The organism is Nocardia sp. NPDC055050 (assembly GCF_053608345.1).
This window is the reverse complement of record NZ_JBSGVG010000030.1, coordinates 47,045-68,179: the sequence shown is the minus strand read 5'-3', so window position 1 is coordinate 68,179 and position 21,135 is coordinate 47,045. Positions and strand designations below refer to the sequence as shown.

Annotated in this window: 18 protein-coding genes; 3 read left to right on the top strand and 15 right to left on the bottom strand. The window is 63.4% G+C overall.

What is annotated here, in order from left to right; genetic code table 11:
• Positions 1 to 298 precede the first annotated feature (298 nt).
• Genes ACWGCN_RS26155 through ACWGCN_RS26140 form a run of 4 tightly spaced genes read right to left on the bottom strand, consistent with a single transcriptional unit; the run spans position 299 to position 3,893 of the window.
• Positions 299 to 1,123: an ABC transporter permease gene (locus ACWGCN_RS26155; RefSeq protein ID WP_452457902.1), complete on the bottom strand. Its 825-nt coding sequence runs from the start codon at positions 1,121 to 1,123 to the stop codon at positions 299 to 301.
• On the bottom strand, positions 1,120 to 1,944 hold the full coding sequence (locus ACWGCN_RS26150; RefSeq protein ID WP_452457901.1) for an ABC transporter permease: 825 nt from the start codon (positions 1,942 to 1,944) through the stop codon (positions 1,120 to 1,122). Before ACWGCN_RS26150 ends, ACWGCN_RS26155 begins: the two co-directional genes overlap by 4 nt.
• Positions 1,941 to 2,741 (bottom strand): ABC transporter ATP-binding protein, encoded by an 801-nt coding sequence (locus ACWGCN_RS26145; protein WP_452457900.1) that lies wholly within the window; start codon positions 2,739 to 2,741, stop codon positions 1,941 to 1,943. The genes ACWGCN_RS26150 and ACWGCN_RS26145 overlap by 4 nt, the downstream gene beginning before the upstream one ends.
• Positions 2,742 to 2,744: 3 nt before the next feature.
• On the bottom strand, positions 2,745 to 3,893 hold the full coding sequence (locus ACWGCN_RS26140) for an ABC transporter substrate-binding protein (RefSeq protein WP_452457899.1): 1,149 nt from the start codon (positions 3,891 to 3,893) through the stop codon (positions 2,745 to 2,747).
• 452 nt (positions 3,894 to 4,345) lie between these two features.
• On the opposite strand from ACWGCN_RS26140, the gene ACWGCN_RS26135 reads away from it, so the two are divergent.
• The 3 genes from ACWGCN_RS26135 to xdhC are packed head-to-tail and all read left to right on the top strand — an operon-like array spanning position 4,346 to position 8,974.
• A complete protein-coding gene (locus tag ACWGCN_RS26135) occupies positions 4,346 to 5,782 on the top strand; it encodes a xanthine dehydrogenase small subunit (RefSeq protein ID WP_452457898.1) in 1,437 nt (478 codons plus the stop codon).
• The gene (xdhB, locus tag ACWGCN_RS26130) at positions 5,779 to 8,169 is read left to right on the top strand and encodes a xanthine dehydrogenase molybdopterin binding subunit (protein ID WP_452457897.1); all 2,391 of its coding nucleotides are present in this window, start codon (positions 5,779 to 5,781) and stop codon (positions 8,167 to 8,169) included. Before ACWGCN_RS26135 ends, xdhB begins: the two co-directional genes overlap by 4 nt.
• Positions 8,162 to 8,974, top strand: coding sequence for a xanthine dehydrogenase accessory protein XdhC (gene xdhC / locus ACWGCN_RS26125; RefSeq protein ID WP_452457896.1), 813 nt, complete (start codon positions 8,162 to 8,164; stop codon positions 8,972 to 8,974). Before xdhB ends, xdhC begins: the two co-directional genes overlap by 8 nt.
• 556 nt (positions 8,975 to 9,530) lie before the next feature.
• Here the strand turns inward: xdhC and ACWGCN_RS26120 are convergent.
• From ACWGCN_RS26120 to ACWGCN_RS26070, 11 genes are all read right to left on the bottom strand, one after another.
• Positions 9,531 to 10,505 (bottom strand): nucleoside hydrolase, encoded by a 975-nt coding sequence (locus ACWGCN_RS26120; protein ID WP_452457895.1) that lies wholly within the window; start codon positions 10,503 to 10,505, stop codon positions 9,531 to 9,533.
• Positions 10,506 to 10,667: 162 nt separating this feature from the next.
• A complete protein-coding gene (locus ACWGCN_RS26115; RefSeq protein ID WP_452457894.1) occupies positions 10,668 to 11,903 on the bottom strand; it encodes an NAD(P)/FAD-dependent oxidoreductase in 1,236 nt (411 codons plus the stop codon).
• 105 nt (positions 11,904 to 12,008) lie between these two features.
• Positions 12,009 to 13,436, bottom strand: a complete 1,428-nt coding sequence (locus ACWGCN_RS26110) for an aldehyde dehydrogenase family protein (protein WP_452457893.1) — start codon at positions 13,434 to 13,436, stop codon at positions 12,009 to 12,011.
• A 23-nt stretch (positions 13,437 to 13,459) separates the two neighbouring features.
• On the bottom strand, positions 13,460 to 13,783 hold the full coding sequence (locus tag ACWGCN_RS26105) for a 2Fe-2S iron-sulfur cluster-binding protein (RefSeq protein ID WP_452457931.1): 324 nt from the start codon (positions 13,781 to 13,783) through the stop codon (positions 13,460 to 13,462).
• A gap of 5 nt (positions 13,784 to 13,788) precedes the next feature.
• Positions 13,789 to 15,084, bottom strand: a complete 1,296-nt coding sequence (locus tag ACWGCN_RS26100) for a cytochrome P450 (RefSeq protein ID WP_452457892.1) — start codon at positions 15,082 to 15,084, stop codon at positions 13,789 to 13,791.
• Positions 15,081 to 15,821: an SDR family oxidoreductase gene (locus ACWGCN_RS26095; protein WP_452457891.1), complete on the bottom strand. Its 741-nt coding sequence runs from the start codon at positions 15,819 to 15,821 to the stop codon at positions 15,081 to 15,083. The genes ACWGCN_RS26100 and ACWGCN_RS26095 overlap by 4 nt, the downstream gene beginning before the upstream one ends.
• Before the next feature lie 673 nt (positions 15,822 to 16,494).
• A complete protein-coding gene (locus ACWGCN_RS26090) occupies positions 16,495 to 17,034 on the bottom strand; it encodes a MarR family winged helix-turn-helix transcriptional regulator (RefSeq protein ID WP_452457890.1) in 540 nt (179 codons plus the stop codon).
• A gap of 225 nt (positions 17,035 to 17,259) precedes the next feature.
• Positions 17,260 to 18,627: an aldehyde dehydrogenase family protein gene (locus ACWGCN_RS26085; protein WP_452457889.1), complete on the bottom strand. Its 1,368-nt coding sequence runs from the start codon at positions 18,625 to 18,627 to the stop codon at positions 17,260 to 17,262.
• A gap of 142 nt (positions 18,628 to 18,769) precedes the next feature.
• Positions 18,770 to 19,321, bottom strand: a complete 552-nt coding sequence (locus ACWGCN_RS26080; RefSeq protein ID WP_452457888.1) for an amino acid synthesis family protein — start codon at positions 19,319 to 19,321, stop codon at positions 18,770 to 18,772.
• Positions 19,318 to 19,968 (bottom strand): amino acid synthesis family protein, encoded by a 651-nt coding sequence (locus ACWGCN_RS26075; RefSeq protein WP_452457887.1) that lies wholly within the window; start codon positions 19,966 to 19,968, stop codon positions 19,318 to 19,320. Before ACWGCN_RS26075 ends, ACWGCN_RS26080 begins: the two co-directional genes overlap by 4 nt.
• Positions 19,965 to 21,110, bottom strand: coding sequence for an amidohydrolase family protein (locus ACWGCN_RS26070; protein ID WP_452457886.1), 1,146 nt, complete (start codon positions 21,108 to 21,110; stop codon positions 19,965 to 19,967). The genes ACWGCN_RS26075 and ACWGCN_RS26070 overlap by 4 nt, the downstream gene beginning before the upstream one ends.
• Positions 21,111 to 21,135: the final 25 nt, after the last annotated feature.

Genomic DNA, 21,135 nt, shown 5'->3' with positions numbered 1-21,135 from the left:
ATCGGGTCGCTCCGACCGTAAATGATCATGGACCGAAACCCGGCAGGTCAAGCAAAAGGTGCTTTGGATACACGAAGTACGCCACCTGCCGGTTGTGAACCGGCTCAGAGCGTTTGCCTCGAAACCGCACCTACATCCGGCCCAGGCACATCGCCCGGCTCAGGCCTGGCTGCACGGCGACATCGGTGTGACCATTATCCCCGGATATCGGCCACCGTCCGCGACGTCGCAGGGCACAACCCTCAGGTCGAATCGGTTACCGAGGTGCGGCATTTGTTCGGCGAGCTGCTGGATCGACTCATCGGCGACCGACTGGGCGCGAAGCCTGCCCGCCGGAAGCACCCCATGCAGCTAGGACAGGAGCCTCGATGAATTCGACGACGTGGTATGCCAGGAGGGAGACGGCGGTGACGACCACAGCGATAGTCCAGGTCTCGTCGTATCTGCTGTTGGCATTGGCCACGCTGATCTGCCCGCCTAGCCCGGTGAGGCTGAACAACCACTCGTACAGCATCGCGCCGACCACCGCGGCGGGCACAGCAGTTTTGACTGCAGCGAACAGATTGGGTAAGGCGCTGGGGAACGCAACCATCCACAGTGCGGTCCATCGAGATCCGCCGTACACACGAACTAGATCAAACGAACTCGGTGCGGCTGAACGGAATCCGAGACTGAGGTTGATCAAGATCGGGAAGAAGACCAAAATCAGCCCTATCAGCCCCACCGCTGGGGTCCCACTTCCCAAGATTGTGAAGATGACTGGCGCAAAACCCACCAGTGGCACCGTTCGCAGGAGCATCGCCATCGGGAGGAACATGGCCTCTGCCGCTGGCAGCAGCTGGAAGGTTACCGCTAGCAGGATTGAAGCGGTGACGCCGGCGACGAATCCGATTCCCGCATCGCCGACTGTCACGGCAAGCAAGTTCGACATCGTTGCGCGGCGGTCGGCTGCGCTTCCGTACTTGGTGTCGGTGAACAGGTAGTGCCAGACGTCCGACGGCCCCTTGGCGATGTATGGGCTGACCTCGAGTGCCGTGATCAGCAGATGCCAAACAGCGAGAAGGATGAGAGTGGACGCGACCAGCGAGATCAGCGAACGCAGCAGGTGGCGGATCGTGATCATCGCACGCTTTCCTTCGCTGGGGTGGCCCATGGCGTTGCGGTGCGCTGAACGAGACTGGCTATGACATAGCCGACGCCGGCCACCGCGGCACTGAGCAGTGCGAGTGACCACATAGGCTCGGGGGTGGCCCGGATCTGCGCCGCCATCAGCATCAGCCCTAGCCCTGTGTCGACCCCGCTGAGGAAGAACTCTCCCAGTAGGGCGCCCAGAAACGCTGCGGGCACAGCAAGTTTGAACGCGTTCAGGATATTGGGAACTGCCGCGACTGCACGAACTTTCCGCAGTGTCATCCATCGCCCGCCCCCGTAGGCAGCGACGAGGTCCAGTGTCGTGGTGTCCACGGCACGCAGACCTACCAGCGCGGAGACGATGGTGGTGAAGAACACCAGCATGGCCGCCAGCACGACGGCGACCACCCGACTCGAAGTGGCCGACATGAGCACTATGAGCGGCGCGACAGCGGTCAGCGGAATACAGGCGACGATCACGCCGACTTGGGTTACCAGTCCTTCGAGCCACGGTGCCAGGAAAACTGCCGCTGTGAGAGCCAGAGCAAGGAGGTTGCCCCAGAAGAATCCCTGGGCCGCCTCAGCCACCGTCACCCCGATCCCGGTCCAGTAGGCCGGGTCACCGAGATCGCGCAGCAGTCGCGCCAGCACGCTATCAGGTGCCGGGACAGTTCCCTGGCCGAGGTTGGCTGCCGAGGCCAGCCACCACAAGCCCAACAAGATCACCGCTCCTGCCAGCGTGTGCAGCCACGACGGTTGTTCCTCCCATACCGCGAGCCAGCCCGGGCGGTTCTTGCGGATTCGTGAGGTCATTGGACTGCTCCTGCCTTCGAAGCTGCCTCGTCGAAGAGGAGTTCGGACAGCAAGTCGGTGTATGCGTGGAATTCCGGCGTTCGCATCAGGTCTGGAGTACGAGGGCGGGGCAGGTCGATCGGAACGACGGTGATGATCCGCCCCGGGCGGCGCTGCATCACCGCGACCGCGTCGGAGAGGAATACAGCCTCGCCGACTCCGTGGGTGACCATGAGCGTTGTTGCGGGGCGTTCGGTCCAGATGCGCAGGAGTTCGATGTTCAACCGCTGCCTGGTCATGTCGTCGAGCGCACCGAACGGCTCGTCGAGAAGCATCACCGTCGGTTCCACGACCAGGCAGCGGGCGATCGCCACGCGTTGGCGCATGCCGCCCGAGAGCTGGGCGGGTCGAGCGTTCTGGAAGCCTGTGAGCCCGACCAGATCGATAAGCTCTGCTATGAGTGCAGGGTCGGGTGTGATGCCTGCGATTTCCAGGGGTAGGCGAATGTTCCGCTCCACGGTCCGCCATGGCAGCAGCGCCGAATCCTGGAACGCTATGCCGAGTTCGTGCGTTTGCTGAATCTGTTGGGGTGTCTTCCCGTTCATGGTCACCCAGCCGTTGGTCGGGCGCTCCAACCCCGCCAGAATCCGCAGAAGAGTCGACTTCCCACAGCCCGAGGGCCCGAGAACCGACAAAAACGAGTTCGGCTCGGTCACCAGTTCGACGTCGTCGAGGGCCAGCATTCGCTGACGCCCCAGTTGGAACTCCTTGGTCACATTGTGGACCGCGATGCCCTGGGGCTTGTTTGTCCTCGTCATCAGCTACGAACCACCTTTGGATGTCGTTGGGGCTGCCGCCGGCGTCGTCGCCGGCGCGGTCGCGGTGGGTGGGGACAGCGTTACCTTCAGTTCTGGATGTCGCTGATAGACCTCGCGCAGCAGTGACATGTCGAAGAGATCGTCTGCGGCGATGTCGTAGCCGATTGTCCGAAGCGAGGTGATGTTGTCGTGGATGAGAGCGTCGGTCATGGTGAACAGACCGAACTGGTTGGTGTCGGCGCTGACGATCAGCTGGCTGTTCTGGATGATGCCCTTGGCGTATTCCTCGGCGAAGTCTGGCGAGGTTTCCTTTCCGTAGATGGCGACTTCGTGGGCGCAGGCTGTCGCCGGATCGTTGATCGCATCGATCCATCCCCGGATGTCGGCGTGCAGATACGCCAGGAGCAGGTCGCGTTTGCGTTCGATCGTGTCTTGACGAACGGTGAGGGTCTCGGCGACGAATGGCAGACCGTTGTCGGCGAAACCCATGACGACCGGCTGGTATCCGCGCTGTTCGAGTCCGATCGAGGCGTTGACATAGGTCATGACACCGTCGACCTTGCCTGTGGTGAGGACCGATTCGTCGTAGCCGACACCGACAACCTCTACTTGTGCGGGTTCGATGTGGTTGGCCGCGAGCAGGCCGCTGAACAGGGTCTGGTTGCCGCCGGCCTGGACGCCGATACGACGCCCGATCATGTCGCGTGGAGTGCGGATCGGTGTCCGGTCCGCCAGGGAGCCGATCGCGAAGGGGTTCTTCTGATAGGTCGAGCCGATAATTTTCAATGGGGCGCCGGAGTTGACGATCGTCGCCGCGGTCAGCGGGGCCGACGACAGACCTATGAGGGCTTTGCCCGCCAGTACGATCGACTCCGCGGTCGTGGACGTGCCGCCCGCGAGTAGATCGACCGAGCCGAATCCTGCTTCTGCGAAGTAGCCGCGTTCGATGGCCATGTATTCGCCCCAGAACTCGAAGTTCTTGATCCAGGACAGTTGGACCGCAATCGGGCCGAATGCCCCGGTCGCAGAAGACGCGCTGTCGGCACCGGAACACGCGGCAAGCACACTCGCTCCGCCGACAATCGCCGCCGCGCCCGCAGCGGCTCGCAGAAAATCGCGCCGGGTGCGCGAGACGGGACTGGAAGCAGTCATCTGTTCATCCTTGGGTGTGCGGGCTCGAGCGGGGTGCTCGCTTCGACTGTCTGGTTCAGTTCTGTCCACCGAGGCGTTCGTTGATCTGTCACAGAAACGACCCTCGGTAAGACATCTAATGTCTGATCAACATTGATACGATGATATCGTGACCGCGTCGAATATCTGCGGCATTCCGACGATGTTTCGGCATTGTGAACGCTTAGACACCCAAGACAAGCCACTAGTCATATGATGACTAGTGCCCGACACAGTGGTGCGGGAACAACAGATCGGAGAACGATGCCGAAGCCATCGCATGGCGGGACCACCGCCGAACGAGACCGGCCAGAGAGCTCTGCTCCTCGTCGGCAACCTCACCGCAGCGAGGGCAGTCCGGCAGTGGATTGGTTCGCGCGCCCACGGGCAGCCTCCCGTTGCTCCTACCGCGTAGGCCGAGGGGAGGTGACGGCATGGCAGAGCCGGTGGTGATCGTCAACGGCGAGACGCTCCCGCTCTCGCTCAGTTCTCCTCATGTCAACGTGCTCGACTTCCTGCGCGGACGTGGGCTCACCGGGGCCAAGGAGGGCTGCGCCGAAGGCGAGTGCGGCGCATGCTCGATCTTGGTGGCAAGACCGGGCGTCACGACGGAAACCGACTGGGTGGCGATCAACGCTTGCCTGATGCCTGCGGCCGCGCTCGACGGACAGGAAGTCATCACGGCTGAGGGGCTCGGCTCATCTGCCCTGCTCCATCCGGTTCAACGCGAAATGGCTACCCGGGGCGGATCCCAATGCGGGTACTGCACACCCGGATTCATCTGCAGCATGGCAGCCGAGTACTACCGTCCTGACCGCGTCGGCGAAGAAGCAACGAATTCTTCCGAGCACGGTCCGAATGGTTTCGATCTGCACGCGCTGAGTGGAAATCTCTGCCGTTGCACCGGGTATCGACCGATCCGCGACGCCGCCTACGCACTCGGACACCCCGAACCCGAAGACCCCCTCGCCCGCCGCCGCGAGGCTGCGCCGCCTGGCCCCGTTGCTACCGATCTGATTGCAAGCGGCCGGACTTTCGCTCGCCCCGTTACCCTGGCGCAGGCGCTGGAGCTGGTGCGCGCACACCCGGACGCCGCGGTGGTCGCCGGTTGCACCGATTGGGGCATCGCGGTGAATCTGGGTGCGAAACGAGCCGAGTACACCATCGCCATCGGCCGATTGCCCGAGTTGCGTAACCTCGAGATCGCTTCCGACTGTATCGAACTCGGAGCAGCCCTGACCCTGACCGAGATCGACCGTCAGCTCGATGGCCGCATACCACTGCTTTCGCAGTTGTTCCCCCAGTTCGCCTCTCCCCTGATCCGCAACAGCGCAACTCTCGGCGGAAACCTCGGAACCGGCTCGCCGATCGGCGACTGCGCGCCCGCACTGCTGGCTTTGCAAGCGACCATCGTGCTCGTCGGATCGGCTGGGGAACGCGAGATCGCGTTGGCCGACTACTTCACCGGATACCGACGAAGCGTACGCCACGCGGACGAGTTGATCCGTTGCATCCGAATCCCCCTGCCGTTGGCAAACACTGTGGCGTTCCACAAGATCGCGAAGCGACGTTTCGACGACATCTCCAGTGTCGCTGTGGCCTACAGCCTCGACATCGCCGACGGGGTCATCCGTGCAGCGCGAATCGGCGTGGGTGGTGTCGCCGCGACTCCTGTCCGCGCCTATCGCACCGAGAGCGTCCTGCAGGGACGCCCCTGGTCGATCCGCACTGTCGAGGAAGCCTCTCGGCAATTGCGGATCGAGGGCACACCGATCGACGACCACCGTGCCAGCGCGCGCTATCGCTCCGCGATGCTCGGCAACAGTCTGTTGAAGCTCTTCGCGCAGAAGACGGAGGTGACTGCATCGTGAGCGAACTGTCGCACCGGCCGGACGACGCGGCAGTGGGCATGGCGATCCCGCACGAGAGCGCGATACTGCATGTCACCGGCGCCGCCTTGTACACCGATGACCTGGTGTACCGCACCAAGGACGTTCTGCACGCATATCCGGTCCAAGCCTCCGTTGCCCATGCCCGCATCAACGCGGTGAACACCGACACGGCGATGGCCGTTCCCGGCGTCGTTCGGGTACTCACCGCAGCCGACGTGCCGGGGGTGAACGATGCCGGCGTCAAACGAGACGAACCGCTGTTCCCTTCCGAGGTGATGTTCAATGGCCACGCTGTCTGTTGGGTTCTGGGTGAGACCATCGAGGCCGCGCGCTCGGGAGCGGCAGCGATCGACCTCGAGCTCGACCTGCTGCCGGCGTTTCTCACGATCGCCGATGCATGCGCGGCGGATAGTTTCCAGGGCGCACAACCGCAGGTGAGCAGTGGTGACGTCGAAGCAGGTTTCGCCGACTCCGCGCATGTCTTCGCCGGCGAGTTCGAGTTCGCCGGCCAGGAACATTTCTACCTCGAAACACATGCGGCGCTGGCGCATGTGGACGAGGCAGGGCAGATCTTCGTGCAGAGCAGCACCCAGCACCCCTCCGAAACACAGGAGATTGTGGCGCATGTGCTGGGTTTGCACAGCCATCAGGTCACCGTGCAATGCCTGCGCATGGGCGGCGGATTCGGCGGAAAGGAGATGCAGCCTCATGGGTTCGCGGCGATCGCCGCGCTGGGAGCGATACTGACGGGGCGCCCGGTCAGCGTACGGCTCAACCGGTCCCAGGACTTCACCATGTCGGGCAAGCGACACGGCTTCCACGCCCGGTGGCAGATCGGTTTCGACGCCGAGGGCCGCATTCAAGCACTCGACGCGGCCTTGACCGCGGACGGTGGTTGGAGCTTGGACCTCTCCGAACCCGTCCTTGCCCGCGCGTTGTGCCATATCGACAACACCTACTGGATTCCCAATGCCAGGCTCAATGGCCGGATCGTCAAGACCCACAAGGTATCCAACACAGCCTTTCGGGGTTTCGGTGGGCCACAGGGAATGCTCGTCATCGAAGATATTCTCGGCCGTTGCGCGCCCCTGCTCGGCATGGAAGCCATGGAGCTCCGCCGACGCAACTTCTATACCGAAGGGAAGGCCACACCCTACGGACAGCGCGTGCGCGACCCGCAACGCATCACTGCGGTCTGGCAGCAAGTCCAGGCAAACGCGGACATCGCTACCCGGCAGCGAGCGATCGCCGACTTCAACGCGACACACCAGCACAGCAAACGAGCGCTCGCGGTGACACCGCTCAAATTCGGCATCTCGTTCAACCTGACAGCATTCAATCAAGCAGGCGCGTTGGTTCTCGTCTACAAGGACGGCTCGGTGCTGATCAACCACGGCGGCACCGAAATGGGCCAGGGTCTGCACACCAAGATGCTGCAGATCGCTGCCACGACACTCGGGATCCCGATGAGCAAGGTTCGCCTGGCTCCCACACGGACCGACAAGGTACCCAACACCTCCGCCACCGCGGCCAGCTCAGGTGCCGATCTCAACGGCGGCGCGGTCAAGAACGCCTGTGATCAGCTGCGAGACAGGCTCTGTCGGGTCGCAGGAACAGTCCTGGGCGCCAGCTCCGCCGACATCCTCATCACCAACGGCGCCGCCCATAGACTCGGCGCCCCTGACGAGTTCATTGCCTGGGACGAGCTGGTGCGAACGGCCTACCTTCAGCGCGTTCAGCTTTCGGCCACAGGGTTCTACCGCACTGAAGGGCTGCACTGGGATTCATCGGCCATGCAGGGCGCACCGTTCAAGTACTTCTCCTACGGTGCGGCCGCGGCTGAGGTCGAAGTCGACGGGTTCACCGGCGGCTACCGCATCCTCAGGGTCGATATCGTGCACGATGTCGGCGACAGCTTGTCCCCGATGATCGACATCGGCCAGATCGAGGGCGGTTTCGTTCAGGGTGCCGGATGGCTGACGTTGGAGGAGCTGCGATGGGACACCAGTGGCGGTACCGGGCGCCTGCTCACGCAGTCAGCCAGTACCTACAAATTGCCGAGCTTCTCGGAAATGCCCGAGACCTTCCGGGTCGAGCTTCTGCAGCATGCGACCGAGACAGGGGTCGTCTACGGTTCGAAAGCAGTCGGCGAGCCGCCGTTGATGCTTGCCTTTTCCGTTCGTGAAGCCCTGCGCGAGTGTGTCGCGGCGTTCGGGGCCGCCGGAGTCAGCGTCGAGCTCGCGTCTCCGGCGACACCGGAAGCGGTCTTCTGGGCAATAGAGCGCGCTCGGCAGTCCTGTTCGTCCGAGGACGAAGCGACACAACTCCATCAGATCTCGATCCAAGAAACGTTCAGCGATGTCTGATGCGATGTGGCTGTCGGCTGTCACTGGGCTGCGCACGCGGCGCGAGCCGGGTGTGCTCGCCACGGTCATCGTTGTCCGGGGGCACGCACCCCGTGGCCCGGGTGCCAAGCTTGTGGTTAGCACAGCGCGGACCTGGGGCACGATCGGCGGTGGCAATCTCGAGGCCTCGGTGATCGACCGTGCCCGCGAAATGATCGAGGCCTCTGGCACCTCGGTGGAACTGATGGATTCGGTACTGAGCGAGCGAGCCGACCACCGCCATGGTGTGCAGTGCTGCGGTGGGTCGATCACGGTGCTGCTGGAACCACTACCTGTGGTACCGGCGGTGGCGATATTCGGAGCAGGGCATGTCGGGCTCGAACTGGCGCGGATCCTCGCTCGCCACGACATCGAGCTGCACCTGGTCGATAGCCGCGCGGAGTTGCTGACAGAACAGCGACTCGGTGTTCTCGCCGATTCGGTCGCGCGAGTCCACGTCCATCACACACCGCTTCTGCCGGAGTCTGTGCTCAGCGAGCTCCCGACCGGTACCCACATCGTGGTGATGACTCACGACCACGCAGAGGATGCTGCTTTGTGTGATGCGGCATTGCGTGAGTCGCACACAGGGTCGATCGGACTGATCGGTTCAGCAGCCAAATGGGCGCGTTTCCGTCGGCGCCTCAGTACCGAGGGTGGACACGACACCGCCACGATCGACCGGATACGCACTCCGATCGGGGTACCCGAGATAGTCGGCAAAGAACCGGCGACAATCGCGTTGAGTGTGGCGGCCGAACTTCTACAGCTGTTCGAGATCCACTGAATGTGACCAGTATTCCGCGTCGCGCACAGGGCAGGTCATTGAGATCCATACCTTGCGCGGTCGCGGCCACCGGATCGGTACGAGTTCGCCCGTGCGTCCACGTCCGCTTCCGGGGTAAACCGATTGGCTCCCCGATCCATGGGCTACAGGGTGTTGTGGGCCACCGCGATCTGCGTCTCGTGCTGGTTGATGGGGACTTTGCTCAGGTAGTAGGGAGGTCGGACTGGCGCACAATCCGGGTGAGGATGAGGACGGGTTCGGTCTCGGAGATTCCGAGGAGTGCGGCGCGCGCCACGCCCGCGGCGCCAACAGAGATCATCGTCGTTCCGCTGCTGGTATGGCGCAGATACTGATTGTCCAGGATCGCCGGGAGAACAGTATGTCGTGGAAGCAAGGATGCTACGACCTCGGCGACAGGTGCCAAGGAACCGGTCAGCTCGCCGGGTGCCAGAACGGCTTCACCCGCAGTCGGCAGGGCGTGAACGTGGTGGGTGAGGTCGATGTTGGCCTGCCGAGGACAGTTTTCGAAGCCAGCTTCACGACCGCAGTCCCAGCTCTACGGTGCGAGGTTGGGGGACACGATGCGCTGGCGGATCAGTGCCGCAGCCTGCGGAACTGCTTCGACCACCACACCGATCATCGGGCTACCGACGGCTTCCATCGCGATGGTCTTTCCGCGCTCGTGTGGGTCCAGCACGACATCGAGTTCGACTTCTCGCACCCGTGTCGCGGCGACCTCACCGACGGCGATTGCCGCGGCCAGCGGGTCGTGCAGCGGTGCACGGCGGCGGGTGGTGACAGTCTCGTAGAAGCCGATGTAGTGGCGCAGCATGTGGCCCAACGCAGCGTGCAGGGGTACCCCAGTGCCGGTGAGAAGATCTGCGTCGCTGTCATCGAGGTGGTGATCCAGCGTGACATCGAGGGGTACGAGTTGTGTTGGAAACCCGGCGCGTAGCACGATCCGGGCCGCTTCCGGGTCATTTGCGATGTTCGCCTCTGCGGCTGTGGTGATGTTGCCGGGCACCCAGACGGCTCCGCCCATGACTGTCAGGCTCGCGATCAACCTCGGAAGGGCTGGCTCCAGTTCCAAAGCCAGTGCGACATTGGTCAACGGCGCTGTGGCCAGAACGTGAAGGGTCTGTGGATACGTGTGTGCCAGCCGCACGAGCATCTCGGCTGCGCTCTCTGCTGTCGGCAAGTGACCGGGCGGTAGTTCGACCCCTCCGACGCCGTTGTGTCCGTGGACATGCGGGGCGCCACCCCCGTAGGAACCGGCAAGGGGCTCCGGTGCTCCGACAGCCACGGGGATGCCCGGCCTCCCAGCCATTCCCAGGAGAGCAGTGGTGTTTGCGGCGCCCTGCTGGGGGGTTGTGTTCCCAGCGACAGTACCGATGCCCACCACATCCAGATCGGGCACGTTGAGCAGGTACGCCAGGGCAAGCGCGTCATCCACTCCAGTATCGCAGTCGAGGTAGAGCGGAGTGCTGATCTTCATGCAAAACCCTCCATAGACGATATGCACATCGTGCATACCCGCAATACAGGTAGGAACACGGCACGGCTCGGGGCGCCTACGAGTGACGCAGCCGGCACAGATGACCCCGAAGACGATCAATCTTCTCGGGTGCAGCCAGCTGACCATTCTGGGCGATGTCGGCAATCGCGATCCGAATCGAGATGTACAAGACAGCCGTCAGCGCCGTGACGGCATGAGTCCGGTGAGATCGAATTCGGAGTCGGCGACGAGCTTTTTGGGGACAGGAACCCCGGCTTCGATCAGTTTGCGTGACACCATGTGGTCACGTGGCGTGTTGAAGCTCTCCACTGCCGCCAGCCGGTGCCCGGAAAAAAGGAACAGCGAGTATCGACCGCTGGCTTTGTCGCCACGCACCACCGTGTCATCGTGCCCGAGGCACAAGCCCGCAATCTGCAGCTTGAGGTCACGCTGGTTGCTCCAGAACCACGGCACCGCTTTGTAGGGGTGCGGATTGCCCGTCAGTCGGGCAGCCAGGGTCCGCGCCTGGTCGGCCGCGTTCTGCACTGACTCCAGCCGAATGATCGTTTCACCCGCGAAAGGGTTCGGGTGTGCCGCACAGTCACCGATCGCCGAGATCGCCGGATCCTCGGTCGCCATCGTTGCATCGACGAGAACACCGTTGCCCACAGCCAGCCCGGCCTCATCAGCCAGTTCCGTATTCGGTTGTACTCCGGCGGCCATGATCACTTGATCCACGTGTAAGACCTCGGCCTCGTTGAGCCGCAAACTTGTTCCCCGTGATGTATAGGTCAGACCGCTGATCTCGGTGTCGAGGTGGATACGAGTTCCCAAGGCCCGGTGAAACTCCAGCAAGTGATCCGATGCCGCGGCAGACAACGATCTCGACATCAACCGGCTCGCGCGTTCCACGACATCGACAGCGATACCGCGCTCGCGAAGCAGAGCTGCCAGTTCGAGTCCGATGAACCCGCCACCGATGATCGCGACGTGGCGAAGATCGGCCAGGACGTTGAACAGCCTTCTCGCGTCTGCCAGCGTGCGAAGCCCGAGCACTCGATCCCGATGCAGACCTGCCAGGTTCGGTAGACGGTTGCGTGCGCCGGTGGCAAGTACGAGGTGGTCATAGGGGACTCGTTCGCCGCTGGAGAGGCCGACAGCCTTGCGCTCCCGGTCGATCCCCGTGGCCGCGGCGCCGAGACGCAAGTCGATGTCCTTGTCGCGGAAGACCGGGCCACCGTGCAGTGGCATCGGAGTGTCGGTAGCGGACTCGAGCAGGTGTTTGGACAGCGGCGGGCGCTGGTAGGGGAACTCGGGGTCGTCACCGATGATCGAGATCGAGCCGGTGTGCCCTCGTGCCCGAAGCGCAACCGCCAGTTCGATTCCGGCTTGTCCGCTACCGATGACGACGACCTTCTCGTGTGAGTTCGCCATAATCACTTCTTTCAGATGAGGCCGTCCCCCGAGCACATCCAGCTGCCAGCGTGCTCTGCTGGCAGCTGGTGTGCAGGGAGCAAGCGGGCTCCGTGTCGGAGCGCGCTAGGCGGATGAAACGTGAGTAAGGATCTTCAGGTTCGTGCAGGCTTCCAGGCCGGCCACGCCGCGCTCGACACTGAACCCGGACTCCTGGTGTCCGCCCAGCGGGATGTCCGGCCCGAACACGTGGATACCGTTGATCCACACGGTTCCCGCGTTCAGGCGATTGGCAACTGCCGGGGCGTCTGGGCCCCACACCGACGCCGCCAGACCCATCGTGGTCGCATTCGCGCGTTGCACTGCTTCGTCGACAGTGGAGTAGCGCAGGATGGGCAGCACAGGTCCGAATTGTTCTTCCTGGACGATCCTGCTGTCTTCGGGCGGGTTGTCGATGATGGTCACCGGGATGAAGTATCCCGCTTCGTCGCCTGCGGTGATGCCTTCGTAGGCGAATTCGTAGCCGTTGGCCCGGCAGTCCGCGATGAGTTCGGCTACCCTGCCGTACTGTTCGCGATTCTGCACGGGACCCAAGTCGGTGGCGCCGTCCATACCGTCGCCGACTGTGATCGTTTTAGCGAATTCGACGAACTCACGCAAGAATTCGTCGTAGATACCTTCGTGCACGTACAGCCGTTTGGTGGCGATACACACCTGTCCGGAATTGTAGAAGGCCCCCCAGAACAATCGTGGAACGATGGCGCGCCAGTCGGCGTCGGGGAGAACGATCGCGGGGTCGTTTCCCCCGAGTTCCAGGACAACGCGTTTCATGCCGTCTGCGGCAGCGCGCAGGACCTGTTTGCCCACTGCGGTCGAACCGGTGAAGGTGATCTTCTTGACCGCGGGGTCCTCGGACAACCGCCGGCCGACGAGATCGCCGCCGGAGACGACGTTCAGGACGCCGGGGGGGAAGATCGAGTTCGCGAGTTCCCCGATGCGCAGCAGAGTGAGAGGCGTTGTCGGTGCAGGCTTGAGGATGATCGTGTTCCCGGCGAGGAGGTTGGGCGCCAGCTTCGCGATGCTGAGGACGACGGGCATGTTCCATGGCGTGATGGCCGCTACGACGCCGAGTGGGACTCGATGCGCTTCGACTCGAAGTTCGGGACCGTCGCGCAGCACTTGCACCGGAAGATCGAGGTCTGCGGTGCCGGTGAGGAATTCGATCGCGCCGTACATTTCCTCGGCAGCCAGGCTGTGCCGGGGCTTTCCCTGCTCCAGGGTCAGCAAGGTCGCCAACTCCTCGAGATGGTCGGATACGGCCTGGGCGAAGGTGCGCAGGTAGTCGCCACGCTCCTTGATCGACTTGTCCGACCATGCGGGAAAGGCGGCGGTGGCCGCGGCTAGCGCGTCGGAGAGGTCGGCGGCAGACGCGATGGGCGCGTCGGCGACCACTGTTCCATCTGCCGGGTTCACGACCGGTGCGGTCTCTGTGCTCGCGCGGGTACGACCGGCGATGGACAGGACGAAGGGGCCGTCGAGTTTTTGATTTCTCACCACTACCTCGGTTGCTCTTGGTGTCAGTACTGGGTTTCGGGGACGTAGACGGTGACTTCGTCGGTGTCTGCTCGCGCGATCAGTTGGCAGCCGAGCCTGCTGGCGTCGGTGCGCTCACTGGCGGCGTCATCGAGCAGGAAGTCTTCGTCATCACTGCGCGGCGGGAAGGCGTCGGCACTTGCTTCGTCGACGTAGACATGGCAAGTGGCGCACATCGCGTTGCCGCCGCATTCGCCGACTATCCCGTCGATTCCTGCCCGCACCGCGGCGTTCATGACACTTTCGCCGGGGTTGGATTCGACGGTGTGCGAGGAGCCGTCTGCCTGGATGTAGACGATTTTCAGCATGGCACTCACTTCGGCAGGATGGTGATCGGCATACTGCGGATGCCGCGCATGACGTTGTTGTACCTGCGGGTGACCGGTCCGGTGATCTCGATGGAGCGGACTTTTCGCGCGAAAGCACCCAGGAGGATCTCGCCCTCGAGCTTGGCGATCAGCTGCCCGGCGCACATGTGGACTCCGGCGCCGAAGCCGACGTGACCGGACAGATCGCGCGAGAGATCGTAGGAATCCGGTTGCTCCCATCGCCGCGGGTCACGATTGGCGGCGGCGAAAAACATCATGACCTTCTCCCCGGCTCCGATGGGAGTGCCGCCGATTTCGACGGGACGGGTCGTCGTGCGGCAGAAACTCTGGATCGGTGTCTCGTAGCGGACAGCTTCCTCGAAGGCGCTCCTCGACAGGCTCGGGTCTTCGCGCAACCGTTGCCACTGGTCAGGGTTGACGGCCAGGCAGTAGAGCGCAGCCGAGAGCGTATTCACGGTCGTGTCCATGCCGGCGGTGAACAACGGGCTCATCAGGGCTACTGCGTCTGCGTGCGAGATCTTGCCCTCGTCGGCGTAGGCGAAGATGGTGGCCCCGATCGAGTCGTCGGCGATGTTCTCTCGCTGGCACGACTGGATCTGGAACGGCAGGTATTCCTGCATCTTCTCGATGGACTCGCGGCGGCGGTCGTTGGCCGGGCCGTGGGTGTTGAACGCAAGGTCGGCGAAAGGCAGGAGTCGGTCCCGACCTTCCTTCTTGAGCCCGATCGCATCGGGAAACACCGAGAGCGGGTAGGCTTCGGAGAGTTCCGGGACGGCGTCGAAGGAACGCATCTCCAATACTTGGTCGACCATTTTCTCGGCCACGTCCGTGAAATGTTCGCGCAAGGCGGCTACGGATCTGCGGGATAGCACCCGATTGTAAATCGCGCGCAGCCGCGAGTGCTCGTCTCCGTCGTCCTCGAGCACCATGATCGGTGGGCGCGGCGGGCCGTCTTTCGAATAGTTGGTGGGGCCGACGCCGTCGCCGGAACAGAACGAGTCCGGGTCGGCGAGTACCGCTCGCACGTCGGCATGACGAGCTACTCCGAACAGGTTCCAGCGATCGATCGTGAAAACTGGGCCCGCCTCGCGCATCTGTTCGTGCCACGGATAGGGGTCGCGGAAGAACTCTTCCGCGTACGGGTCGATGTCGACAGTGGGTACCGGGGCAACGTCGGAGGTCGACGTGCTCTGAACAAGGTCTGCCGGTGCGGTCTTTCGCTGGTACGGGCAACCCACAGGGCTGGGCATCGCGTCACCTTTCGGGTTGTTGGTCGTCATGCCGAGGCCCCTCCGTCGACAGGCAGGATCACGCCGTTGATGTAGGCCAAGTCGTCGGAAGCCAGATGCGCGCAGGCGTTGGCGACGTCGATCGGGTCCGTCAGCCGGCGCGTCGGGTTCATAGCGGCGAACTGAGCTTCGACGTCTTCGGTGTCCGGCATGCCGACGAATGCCTCGAACAAGGCGGTCGCTGCCAGGCCAGGGGCCACGCAATTCACACGGATGCCATCGGCGGCCAGTTCCAGCGCCATCGTCTTGGTCACGAGGTTGATCGCGGCCTTGGTCGCGGCATACCAGGTCAGACCTGGGATGGGCCGCAGAGCGGTGGCCGAACCGATGTTGATGATGGTGCCGCCGCCGTGCTTCCTCATGACAGGGACGACGGCCTGCGACATGAGAAACACCGACTTGATGTTGACATTCAGCACCTTGTCGATCTCGTCGATTGAATTCTCGACGGCTGGCTTGTTGGGATAGCTCCATCCCGCATTGTTGATCAAGATATCGACGCGGCCCAGTTCTTCCACAACCCTGTCGACTGCCTGTTGGACCTGTCGGCTGTCGACGACGTCGCATTTGAAGTGAAGCCCGCCGGAGCCTTGCCCAGAGCCCTCGGGCTCGTCCTTGAGATCGAATACCGCTACCATCGCGCCCTGCTTCTCGAGGACCGCGGTGATGGCGGCGCCGAAGCCGGAGGCGCCTCCGGTGACGATGGCCACCTTGCCCGAAAGATTCATGAACTCGTTTTCCTTCCACCGATTGTGAGAGCCACGACGAATTGCAGGTACCCGGCGCGTAATGCAGCGCGTGGAGGGCGCGTAACCTGCCGCTCTGCGACACGGTTTCCGTGGGTGTGGGCGGATCACTTCCGCCGCTGGAGCCCCGCACTGTCGGGATGTCGAGCGGTCCTGTGCCGCTACGTCGGCGGTGCCGGTCGTACCTTTCGCGTGTGCTCCACCACACAGTAGATTACCTAAGTTTCTTCGTCAATACATTGAGTTATTTGAAACTGGACCATAACTTCCAGGTAACAAGCCACACGCGATGTTTGAGCAAACTTTGAGTTGACAGCCCGAGCCGAGGCTCACCAGCGTGGATATCGCGAGTCCGCGCGGCGCGAAAGCAGATACAACTGCCGGCCTCCGAATGCAGCATCAGCATTCACCGGTACCCACCGCGCCCGCACATCGACAGAAACTATTCCCGCGGGGGTTCTACCAGCGAGCACATAAGGTCACGGCGCCCGCCGAGGGAGGGACATCAGGCAAGCAGCGATCCCCGACGCGGCCATGGGATAGCCGCAGACCGCCCGTCGCTGTGATGCGACGGGTCAGCGAGGAGTCGGCACACCACCACGGTGCAATCCGACGACGAAGACCGCGGGCGGTCGACGTGACGCTCACTTCGGAATCAGGGCTTGTCGACCGGCGCCGTGTCGTCATCACCCATGGCGACGAGGTGGCGTTGGATTTCGATCGCTCTGTCACTGTTTCGCACCAGCAGCCTGACCAGCCTGTGGATCTGGTCGAACTCGTCGCTGGTGAGATCGGCGAACTGGACGTCGTTGACTCGCGACTGGACAGGGGCCAGGTGTGCCAAGGCTTCCCAGCCAGCGTCGGTGATCGTGATCGCAGCGACCCGCGAATCTTCCTTGCTGCGTTCTTTGCACATGAGTCCCCGTTTGGCCAACGTGTTGGTCTCAACCGAGACGTGGGTCGGCGTCACCATGAGATGGTCGGCGATCTCGCGGATGAGGATTTCGCCATTTCGCCGACCGAGGTGAGCGGCCGCTACGAGCACTGTGTAGGTGGAAGGATTCAATCCGATCACGCGCGCGTGCCCAGCCCTGACCTGCTGGTGGCGTGCACTCAGAGCGATCAGGCCGTGAACGAGCTCACGAAACTTCAGATCGCTGCCGTTGCGGAGGAGCTCCTCACGATTGATTGTCAACGGAGCAGCTTGTGCCGCAGTCACCGCCACTGGCGATGACCCCCCGTCGGAGGCGCTCGGATCTTGCCCCGCCATATGATGCCTCGCTTCCGCGCCCGGGCCGCACCCGACGACCTCGCTCCCGATACGAATCCAGCTTACGTAAGAATCTGATGGAATTCCGCGTTGGTCGTGTATTCGGGCAGTAGTGCCGCGTGTCGCACCGGGCCGGATCGCAGGACCTGCCTATCCCGGGCCGGCAGACTTCAGAGCGATAGTGACACTCTTGACCTGTGTGTAGTGGTTGAGAGCTTCGATGCCCTTTTCTCGTCCATAGCCGCTGGCCTTATGGCCGCCGAACGGTGCCTGCACCGCGGCCGTGGACCAGGTGTTGATGTAGATCTGGCCTGCTTCGATGGATTCGGCGACACGAAGCGCCCGCGTGAGGTCTCGTGACCAGACACCGCCGACGAGGCCGAAGTCCGAGTCGTTGGCGATTGCTATCGCTTCGTCCTCGGTGTCGAAGGGAATCACCACCAGGACGGGCCCGAAGATCTCCTCGCGGGCGATCCGCATCTGGTTGTGGACTCCTGTGTAGATGGTCGGGTTGACGAAGAAGCCGTTGCCGAGATGGTCCGAGGTCGGACAGTTGCCCCCGACCACGGCATGCGCGCCTTCTTCCTCGGCGATCTGAAAGTACTTCAGCACCGTTCGGTATTGATCGTGGGTGATCAAAGGCCCGAGGTTCTCGCCGGGACGCAACTCGGCGGCAAGGCTCGCCACCGCTTGCACGAATTCGTCGTGGATCGTACGTTGCACCAGCAGCCGGGTTCCAGAGGAGCACACCTGCCCGGAGTTCGTCGTGAAGGCGCGCACAGCTTCGCGAGCAGCGAACTGATGGTCTGAGTCTTCGAAAACGATATTGGCCGACTTGCCGCCCAGTTCCAGGGTCAACGGCAGGATGCGGTCGGCCGCCATGTGTCCGATCTGTCGGCCGACTCCGACCGAACCTGTGAAGACGACCTTTCTGATCAGTGGGTGCTCGACGATCGCTGTACCTACTTCGGTTCCGCTTCCGCAGACGACGTTGAGCACGTTGTCAGGCAAGCCCGCTTCGGTACCTAGCCGGGCAAGGGCCACGGTGGTTTGCGAGGTGGTTTCCGCGGGCTTGGCGACGACGACATTGCCCGCGGCCAGCGCGGGCGCGATTGCTCGTGCGGCCTGGTTGATCGGCAAGTTCCACGGCGTGATCACACCGATGACACCGAACGGTTCACGCAGGGTGTACACGTGGAGATCCGGTGCGACATCGAGAACTTCGCCGGCGGGCAGGTTGACCAGCCCGGCGTAGAACTCGAAGTACTCGGCAGCGCCGCGGATCTCGGCAAGTGCGGTGGCACGTGGCTTGCCCGTGTCCTCGATCTCCATCGCTGTGAGGGTGTCGAGGTCTCGGCGGATCAGTTGTCCGACCTGCCACAGGATGCGCGAGCGCTGCGCAGAAGCGACTTTGCGCCATCGCCGTGCAGCGTCGTGCGCTCCCCGGGCGGCGATGTCGACATCGGCGGGCGTTCCGGTGGCGACCTCGGCGCCGGGGCCGCCGGTTGATGGGTTCACCGCTCGACGGTGCATCTCTATCGCGGATTCGATGCTGTTCCCCGCGATCCAATGCTGAACGCGCGGCGAGAGCTGGGATGCTCGCGCAGTGGACAGCGTGTCAGTCATAGCGTGCCTTTCGACAATGGCATGGCGACGAGATCTACTGCTCGGTGGACAGCGCGGCCAGGCGCTCCTGCGGGCGACCCTGCGCGGCGGCGGCAAGGGCGATAACGATCTCGTCGGGGTGAGGCGCGTCGGGAATGCGCACTTCGACGCTTTGATGGTGAGAGCGGATCGTGGCGTCGGTGATGTGCTTGAGAGGGATGTCGAACACGGTGCCCGACGCTGCTCGCTTTTCGACTGCGGGGAGCAGCGTGGTCGCCTGTGCGGCTTTGCGGAAGTGGTCGCCGAACTTGAGAGTATGGATCAGGCCGGAGCCGTGTTCGATTTCGCCGTCGATGCCCACGATTGCGGCTTTGCCGTACGCTTCGGGGGTGGCACCGAGTGCGGCGACCACACGCGGCGCGAGCAATGCGCCCAGCTCGGAGGCGTTGGCATCGATGCCGGGACTGAGGTCGGCGACGAACCCCTGGCCTTTCCAGGGGTTTTCGATGACGGCGGCGACCACTGCCAGGCGAGCCGGTGGGGTGACGGCGCGTCCGCCTTCGGTCAGGACTTCTTCGACGATGGTGACGATCTTGCGGATGTTCATTGCAGGACTCCTGTGAGGTCTTCGAGCGAGATGGGTTGGTCGGTGGTCCGATCTCCGGAACGGGGGAAAGGCCGTGGACCGTTCGATGCCGCGGCGACGATGGCGATCTCATCTGGTGCGGGAGCATCGGGTACTCGCGCAGTGACGGTCTGGAAGTGGTTGCGGGTGGGTCCGGCGTCCTTGCGGCCGAGTGGTACGACCAATGCGGTCCCGGCGTCCCCGCGGTCATCGGCGAAGGCGATCACGGTGTCGCCGGCTAGAAATGCGCGCAGGAGGTTGGCGTAGTAGGGGGTGTGGATCAGCGCTGCGCCGTGCTCGAGTTCGCCAGCGGTGCCGATGACCGCGCCTTTGCCGAAGGCTTCGATGTGCTCGGCTCCGCCCAGGTGGCTGGTGATCCGGTCGGTGAGCAGTTTCGCCAGCCTGGCAGCGATTTCGCGTCCGGGGGTCAACAGGTCGGAGTCGACGGGATCTCCGATCCAGGGGTTGGCGATGACCGCGATAGCGGCGACGCGGGTGATCGAACCGTCCACCGCGCGTCCTTGTTCGGTGAGAATCTCCTCGCTGAGGGTGAGCAGTTTGCGCAGACCCCATCTGGCCTCTATCGAGGTCGGATCCTCGGGACGGAGTTGGGCGGCTGGGGTGGTCATGCTGCCACCGTCTGGGAGGTGACACTAACCTGCCGTTTCGGGGTAGGGGTGTTGCGGCTCTTGGTGAGGCGGATGACCCCGTCGGTGATGACGCAGGCCACGCCGGGAATGTCGCCGATATCAAGAGCGTCGAAGGCTGTGTCTGCGGTTGAGCCCAGAGGTGCGTCGAAGACGACCAGGTCCGCATCGCGTCCGACCTCGAGCCGGCCGGAATTGAGCTCATAGACCTCTGCGACGTTTCCGGTCGCCGCGATGACACCTTGCCGGCTCGAGAAAGGTCCCAGCGAAGCCATTTCGGCGATCTGGCGCAGCATCCCCAGCGGGATGACCCCGGTCCCTGTCGGGGTGTCGGTAGCGATAAGGATGCGGTGGAACTGGTCGTGTTCGAGAGCTAGCTCGGCATAGTGAATGGCCGACCGCAGGTTGCCGGCGTGAACCAATTGCAGGGCGATGTCGTGGCCCTCGACGACCAGACGTCGGCTTTCGTCGCGAGTCAGCGCTGTGGGTCCTCCGTTGCAGTGGCCGGATATATTGGGGCGTGCTTCCAGCAGTGCGTCGACGGTGATTTTGGCCAGGCTCCCGGCGATGCTGCCTCCGCCGGTGTGGAACATGACCTTTATTCCGTTGCGCTTGGCCGCCGCGACCACCGGCGCGTAAGCCTCTGGAGTGGCGAACGCGCCGAAGCCGGCCTTGGCCAGCCAGACACCGTTGTCGCTGAGTTCACGGAAGTCGGCGTCGGTGAGACCGGGCTCGAGGATGACCGAGCCAGCGTAAACCCGCATGCCGCCTGGACGATAAGACTGGTAGCAGCGGTTCGCGGCTACCGCCAATGCTTTGACGCCCGCGATGTCGGTGGGTCGGCCTGGCACATGTACCTCGCTGGCCGAGATCGCCGAGGTGGTTCCGCCGTGCACATAGCTTTCCAGGAATCCGATCGTGTTCTGCCGCGGGGTGTAGTCGCCGAAGGTCGAGTGCACGTGCGAATCGATCAGACCGGGTATGACTGTGGCGCCGACGGCGTCGACGATGTGTTCGTGAGCGGCGCGATCTACCTCGCCGGTTGGTCCGATCCAGGTGATGATCCCGTGATCGGTCACGATGGCGTCGCCGTCGATCTCGGCTCCGTCGCGCGCACCGGTCAACGAGGCGCCGATATTGATGATTGCT